We start from the raw sequence: 7,165 nt of genomic DNA, 5'->3' as shown, positions 1-7,165 counted from the left end.
CCACTTAGGGCAAGGAGGCCGCCTCGACCCAATCGCAACTCGTCGCGGCGAAAAGAACGCCTGGCTTAATCACCGACTTCTTCAACACAATCGGTGGCGAGCCGACGCTCCACGCGAACGCATGGAATGGTCGGATTGCTGGGCTAGCCGGACGTTGAATGTGGATCAATTCGGGCTGAAAAGAAGCACAGTTCTGGCTCCATGACGCCGGCAGAGCCGATGGTCCCGCCAGCGCAATTCCTTTCTCTGCCCGTTTCGGACCGACGCTTCTCAGAACGCGAAATCCGCGGACTGAACGACATCGGCTGGGAGCCAGGTTTCATGAACTTGCAAGATCTCGGGCCCCCGGCTGTAGCCGCGATCGCGGACCACCATCGTCGTGACCCGGCCATTGTTCGGTTGATCGGAGTCCTTCGCGTCGCGTTGCCATTCGTGGTAGTTCACGACCGCCAGGTCGGCGCTTTGATGGCTGATCCGGATGTCGCGTATCTTGATACGGAAGACCGGATTCGATCCGTAGATGCTCTTCATGTAACCTGCGAAGTCTTTTTTCCCGAACGCCCTGCCGCCTGGCATGATGGCGACGAGATCTTCGCTGATCCGGTCGAGCGCGTTCTTCTTGAACGTCGCATCGTCGCCACGGCATCGGCCCGTCACCCAGTCGGTGAAGAATTCGTGGACGTCGTGGATCGTCGCTTCGATTTCCTTCGTTTGAAGGGACATGTTTTCCTCCTGTCTTAAGATGATGCTGGATCAGGCGCTTTGCGCTGTGGCTTGCCCGACCGGACGCTCCTTGAGGACAGCCCGTACCACGCGAGCCACAGGCACATGAGCAGCGAGGAAATCAGCCAGATCGGACCTCCGATGCCGATCCCGAGCTGCTCACCGAGTGTCCACCCGGTTGCCGAAAGGATACCGAACGCCGAGCCGACGATCGCGGCCCATCGGGGCAGTATCCCGACGTCATCGCGGGCGTCGTGATACGCGACAAGCGCTGTCGCCAGGGCGAGCGCCCAGAATCCGTTACCCATGCCGCCGGAAAACGCCCACCAGGTCATGAAGGCGTTGGTGTCACCCCGGTCGGCCGCGACCGCGACCACCGATGCCTCGGCGACTGCGGTGGAGAACGTGGTCAGGGCGCCGAGAGCCATCACTATCCAGGCAGAACTCAGCATCGGCGAACGCCGGACCCGGGGGTTGAGCGCCAGGTTCAGGAACGAAGCGCCGGCGATCAGGAACAGCGCCGCTGCCGCCGTCCAATGGACCGTAGCCCATCGCCCATGGCCCTCGGCGATATTCTGCATCTGAACAGACAAATCCGCGTCCGGTGGCCCGTGAAAGACGAGCGCAGCCGCCAGCAGCAGCGTTCCGGTGGCGAGCCAGACACCGCCCGGCCCGCTCATGTTGTTATTATTCGTTTGCATCGGGAAAACCTCCTGTGGCCTTTACCACGCCATGAGGTTTAGACCCGCGCCACGGTTGCCCGCTTCGGCGTAAGTACCCACGCAACGAGAAATTTTGGCTTGGGTAGGATTACCCAGATACGTCCATGCCGATCAGGCCGTGCTCGACCGCATAGGCCGTGGCTGCCGCGCGCGTGCGCACGTTCAGCCGCGTCAGGATATCGCTAACGTGACGGTCTACCGTCCGCTGGCTCAGACCGAGCTCGCCGGCAATTTCCGGGTTGGTCAGGCCTGACGCGATCAGGCGCAGAACCTGCGTCTGTCTGGGGGTGAGAACTTCGCTGCCTGTCGCCGTCATGGTGACCCGCAGCTTGCCGGCAACGGCTTCGTCGGGGCGCGCGCCGAGCTCGCGGAAAAGTCTTATCGCTTCGTCCAGTTCGGTCTGCGCCGCTTCAGTATCGCCGGTTGCGAGACAGGCCCGCGCTGTCAGCACCCGCATCCGGGCAAGATGATAGGGCGCCCGAAGGTCCCAGAGGATCGCTACCGCGCGCCGGATATGGGCCAATGCCTCCGCGGCTCGACCAGCATGGATCAGCACCCGCGCGGTAGCCTCGGCGGCTGCGGCGCGGACTGCATCCGCGGAATATTGGCGCGCGCAGTCGTGCAGTGTTTCGCACAGCTCCCAAGCGTCATCGGCCGAACCGACGGCGAGAGTGATTTCCACCGCAGCCGGCAAAAGGCGGAGTTTGCCCGGCATGTCGTCGACGGACTGCAGTGCGCGGCGGATCGCCGAAAGGGCCGGCTGCGCGTGCCCCTGCTGCAATCGCATAAGCGCCAGCCCCGGCTGCGGATCGAACCCGAGCCTGCTCGCCGCGCGATAGGCGGCATCGGCCTCGTTCCATTGGCCGCGGAGGCGAAATACCTCGCCCTTCTGGTAGAATGCCGGACCGGCGTGGTGCTTCGAGGGCCCCTGCTGAAGGCGGATGCTGGCGACACCGGCCTCGCGGCCGGCCTCGTCCCAGTGGCCGTCGAGGATCAGGATTTCGGCCCGGTGGATCAGGCATCTGCCGGTGAAGGCAACGATGTCGGGCTGTCCCGCGCACCATCCGACCAGCGCCGATGTCCATTCCCTCGCCCGGCCCGTGGCATGAAATTTCTGACAGATCTCGATCACGCTGCAGTAGACCAGCCCGGTAACGATCGGTGAGAGCCGGCCCGAGGTGACCGAAACCATCGCCTCGTCCAGCAGTTCGAAGCCGCGCACATAGTCGCCCTGCAGGATCAATATCCGGCCCTGAAGGTGGCGCGCGATAGCCAAGAGGTCCGGATCTTCGCAGCGCTGTCCGATCTCCGCGGCACGTGTTGCGTGCGCGAATGCTTCGTCCGGCCTGTCGGCGGCGAGACGTTGTTCGACCATTGGGAGCTGAAGGTAACCGTGTTCTGCACATTCCTGCGTATGATCCTCGACCAGCCGGTTGGCGCGGGTCAGCCATCCGCTGCCTTGGGCGAATTCTCCGCGAAACATCAGGGTGAGCCCGATCCAGAAGCCGCAACGCGCTGCGGATCGTTCGCGTCCGTTCCGGAGATGCTCTTCGAAGGCCCTCTCGTAGTCCCGAACGAATTCCTCCTCGCGCCCAAGCATGTAGGCGGCTTCCCCGAGGCGCTGGAGCTCGGCGCCGCCAAGTTCACTGCAGCGGTCTCTGTCTGACAGTTCGCGGTGAAGCCTGGACCAATCGCCGCGATTGGCTAGCTCCGCATACGGATCCGATGCAACTGCACCGTCTTCCGGCGACTTGTCGCGTGATCGGTCGGAGGGCGCGGGCATAGCCCCAGAATAGCACATATCTTGCTGAGGAGGTGGCGGCAGGTTACCGATGTGACAGAAGTTCGTTTCGGGCTCAATCGAGCCGTTCATCGCGTCCGCCGCCGAGGACCGGGGAAGGTGGATGCTGCCATTCGTCTCGTCGATGGGAACGAGTAGGTAGCGCCAATATCGCGACATTCATGGCGCTTCTCAAAAGCTGCCCTTCGCGCAACGGCTCGAATCGACCCCATTTCTGCCGTTCGGATATCGGCCTCACCATCTCCAAGGCGGACATTCACCCATTATTCGGCGAAAAATCTCGTTCCGATCAAAGCCGCCCTACTTCGTTGCAGCGGCTGCAGCTTCCCCCGGCGGCATAATCCGCATCATGAAGGTCGACACCGCTTCCCCGGGTTTGAACGGGCCGGGAACCTGGTGGCTGACCGGCTTCACACTTTGGAGGAATGCCGCGATCGCCATAGCGTCATCCGCGGTGAGATGCGCAAAATCGCGCCAAGGCATGATCGGCGCCAGGATGCGGCCGTCCGGCCGTTCGCCGGTCTGGATCGCGGTGACGATCTGCTCCGGGGTCCAGCTTCCGATACCGGTCTCCCTGTCAGGCGTGATATTGCGGGCGACAAAGACACCAAGGCCAGGAATCTCGAAGCCCACATCTGAACCGCCAAGGAAGCGCGACATGTCGGGCTTCCCGAAGAAGTAACCGGAGGTGTGACAGTCGCTGCAGCCAGCAATCGTAACCAGATATTCGCCGCGCGCGATCTGTGTGTCATCGGCCATGGCCGCGTAAGATGGCAGGGCAACAATCGACGCTGTCAAGAATGCAAGATGAACTGGTGTCCGAAACAATGCTTCCTCCCTGTGGTCTGTTCGTGGTTTGTCCGTCGACCTCCCGCGCCGTCAACCGGTCGCAATGCCCCGATTTTAACCACGTCGAGGACGCTAAATTCTAGCATGGCCAGCACATATTAACCATCGGCGATCAATTGGACCGTCGGCACTTGTCGTGCCCCGTTGAGCGCAACTGTTACGGAGCTTGCCCAGCCGACGCACAACGCTTTCTTCCGGCGCGATCGAGCCACGCACGGTGATGGATCGACTTCGTCGCCTGAAATGCCTTGTACGGTCGGACCGGGTCGAACTCGGTCGTTCAGAGTGATTGGGTTTGATCCTAAAACGTCAGCCGGAGGCGACCAGCGGCTTCAGCCGAACGTCGCCAAAGGTTCGGTTCGGACCTCGACCCACTGGCAGCGCCGGCTCTCGTGGTAGAAGGACAGGAAGGGCGGCGGGAACGCAGGGTCCGCGAAAGCGCCCACCGGGATGGCGGTCAGACCGGGTTGAGTGTCAATCCGGTAATGGACGGTGGTGCCGCAATCGGGGCAGAAGCTGTCGATGACGCGGCCGCCCTCGTCGCCAATGCGCGTGAACTCCGCCGAGCGGCCGTGGACGGAGACATCACCTTCGGCAAACCGCACGTTGAAACTGAACGCGCTGCCGGTGCGTCGCTTGCAGGGCCAAGCAATGGCAAACCGAGACGCGTACCGGCTCGCCCGAGCAGGTGGCTGACAGCTGACCGCAGGAACATTCGGCGCGCCGCGTGACCATGGCTGGCTCCTCTCAAGATTCCCTGAACGATATCACTGCGTATCGGTGCTCAATTCGGCCCTCTTCTCATCCGAGACGACCGCCAGGTCGAGCACCTTCTGCAGTTCGGCCGCGTGGCGGAATGACGGTTCGGCCTGGACACCGTTGCGCACTGCATCGACGAAGCGCTGGTAGTTGGTCGGCACCGTTCCGACGTCGAGAACCTGCCATTTGGCGTTCTCGACATCCTCGCCGATGCACGCTTTCAGCTCCGAGCTGGTCAGATTGTGCACGACTTCGATGCCACCCTTGTCGCCGTAGATGCGCAGGCGGAGTTCGTTCAGATGGCCGGTTGCCCAGCGGCTGGCATGAACGACACCGAAAGCGCCATTGCTGAAATCCAGCGCCATGGTGAAACTGTCATTGGCGTCGAGCTCGTACTCGCCGATCCGCTTGCCGGGCGCCTTGTCGAAGGTCCTCAGCCGGCAGAACACGTGGTCGATGCCGAGCCCGGCACCATAGCTGGCGAAATCGAGGATGTGGATGCCGACGTCGCCGAGCACGCCGTTGGAGCCATGGCCGCGCGACAGCCGCCACAGCCATTTCGGATCGGTGCGCCAGTCGCCCCAGAATTTGGACACCAGCCAGCTCTGCAGATAGGATGCCTCGACATGCCTGACCGTGCCGATCTCGCCGGCCAGCACCATGGCGCGCGCCTTCTGCAGCGCAGCGGCGTTGCGATAGGTCAGGTTCACCATGTTGATGATGCCGGCCCGCTCGGCGGCATCGGCCATCTCACTGGCCTTCTGGTAATTTTCGGCCAGCGGTTTTTCGCACAGCACCGGCTTGCCCGCCGCGATCAGCATCATGGTGGTCGGATGGTGGATACGATCCGGCGTCACGTTCGCCACCGCGTCGAACTTGCCCCATGCGAGCGCGTCTTGCAGCGACGCGAACCGGTTGGCGATACCGTAGACGTCCGAAAATTTGTCGACACGCGCGCGGTCGAGATCGACGGCGCCGATCAGTTCGACGCCCTCGATCTTACCGAACTGCCTAGCGTGCTCTTCCGCCATCCAGCCGGTGCCGAGTATCAAGAGACGCATGATTCTTATCCTTAGGATGGGGCTTATCTTCTTGTTTGATCATGGATTTCCCGAACCACCGAAGGTTCGGGATGGTGGCCTAGCGAAAGCCGGCTTCGCCCGCGGAATGAAGTTTTCCGCCGCGCTCGACGATCGGTCGAGCGCCTTCTCCACCGGTACGTTCGGCGCATCGAGGATGGCCGGATTGGAGCCTTGCGGATTGTGCGCCCATTTCACCGCATTGCGCAGCACCTTCTGGACATTGGCGTCGTGATAGGTCGGATAGGTCTCATGGCCTGGCCTGAAATAGAAGATGTTGCCGGCGCCGCGACGATAGGTCAGCCCCGACCGGAACACTTCTCCGCCCTGGAACCAGGAGATGAAGACGGTTTCCAGCGGCTCCGGCACGGCGAACTGCTCGCCGTACATCTCCTCGTTCTCGAGCTCGAAATACTCGCCAAGTTCCGCGGCGATCGGATGGCTTGCGCTGGTCACCCAGAGCCGTTCGCGCTCGCCGGCCTCGCGCCATTTCAGCGTGCAGGGCGTGCCCATCAGCTTCTTGAAGATCTTCGAGAAATGCCCGGAATGGAGAACGATCAGCCCCATGCCTTCCCAGACGCGGCGCGCCACGCGCTCGACCACTTCGTCGGCGACGGCGCCATGGTCCTTGTGCCCCCACCACAGCAAGACATCGGTCTCGGCCAGACGGTCGGCCGGCAGGCCATGCTCCGGCTGCTCAAGCGTCGCCCAGGATACCGAAATCTCTGGGTCGAACTTCAGCGCGTTGGCAATCGTCGCGTGCATGCCCTCGGGATAGATGCCTGCGACCACCTCGTTGGTCCGCTCATGGATGTTCTCGCCCCAAACGACAGCGCGTATTGTCATGATGTCCTCGTATTGATTTGAAGCTGGAGCCGCCCGATCCGGTCACTCATACTGTCCCCAGCCGCGGTTGAAAACTCTCTCAGAGCTACATGGTGACAATTGGGTGGAAAAGCGTCCAGCGGGGAAGATCCACACGGCTCCAAGCAAAACCCGGCGAGGTCGGCGGGACAGCGCTCGCCTCTGGCCTGCCGGACATCTCCCCCACTTGGGGGGAGATCTGACGTGACATCGGTTTTCGCCAATCTTCGACGTTGCAGGATTAGGCGGCGCGCCGAAGCTGCCAATCTCCCCCCTAGTCCCTATGATTGCTGGGCCTGAGGGCGGCCCGTCATCCGATATGCAACGGTACGAGGGTTAAGCCGGCTGGCCGGCGCAGAGCCTCATGC

Annotated in this window: 6 protein-coding genes and 1 pseudogene; all 7 read right to left on the bottom strand. The window is 62.4% G+C overall.

Annotated features, from left to right (window positions below; translation table 11 throughout):
* Positions 1-270: 270 nt before the first annotated feature.
* The 7 genes and pseudogenes from NKJ08_RS37670 to NKJ08_RS37640 all read right to left on the bottom strand — a co-directional run bounded on the left by NKJ08_RS37670 (position 271) and on the right by NKJ08_RS37640 (position 6,779).
* Entirely contained in the window at positions 271-723 is a 453-nt protein-coding gene (locus NKJ08_RS37670) for a nuclear transport factor 2 family protein (protein WP_352780817.1), read from the bottom strand.
* A 14-nt stretch (positions 724-737) separates the two neighbouring features.
* Positions 738-1,424, bottom strand: a complete 687-nt coding sequence (locus NKJ08_RS37665) for a hypothetical protein (RefSeq protein WP_352780815.1) — start codon at positions 1,422-1,424, stop codon at positions 738-740.
* A 109-nt stretch (positions 1,425-1,533) separates the two neighbouring features.
* On the bottom strand, positions 1,534-3,045 hold the full coding sequence (locus NKJ08_RS37660; RefSeq protein ID WP_352786236.1) for a LuxR C-terminal-related transcriptional regulator: 1,512 nt from the start codon (positions 3,043-3,045) through the stop codon (positions 1,534-1,536).
* 501 nt (positions 3,046-3,546) lie between these two features.
* Entirely contained in the window at positions 3,547-4,005 is a 459-nt protein-coding gene (locus NKJ08_RS37655; RefSeq protein ID WP_352473794.1) for a cytochrome c, read from the bottom strand.
* Positions 4,006-4,427: 422 nt separating this feature from the next.
* The gene (locus tag NKJ08_RS37650) at positions 4,428-4,700 is read right to left on the bottom strand and encodes a GFA family protein (RefSeq protein WP_352780809.1); all 273 of its coding nucleotides are present in this window, start codon (positions 4,698-4,700) and stop codon (positions 4,428-4,430) included.
* 162 nt (positions 4,701-4,862) lie between these two features.
* Positions 4,863-5,915, bottom strand: a complete 1,053-nt coding sequence (locus NKJ08_RS37645; protein WP_352532099.1) for a Gfo/Idh/MocA family protein — start codon at positions 5,913-5,915, stop codon at positions 4,863-4,865.
* Positions 5,916-5,994: 79 nt separating this feature from the next.
* Positions 5,995-6,779, bottom strand: a pseudogene (locus tag NKJ08_RS37640) (ThuA domain-containing protein).
* Between the last annotated feature and the right edge of the window lie 386 nt (positions 6,780-7,165).

Origin of the sequence: Mesorhizobium sp. M0244, from assembly GCF_040321795.1 — a bacterium.
Classification (GTDB): Bacteria; Pseudomonadota; Alphaproteobacteria; order Rhizobiales; family Rhizobiaceae; genus Mesorhizobium.
The sequence above is the reverse complement of the archived record's forward strand: the minus strand, read 5'-3'. Positions and strand labels throughout refer to the sequence as shown.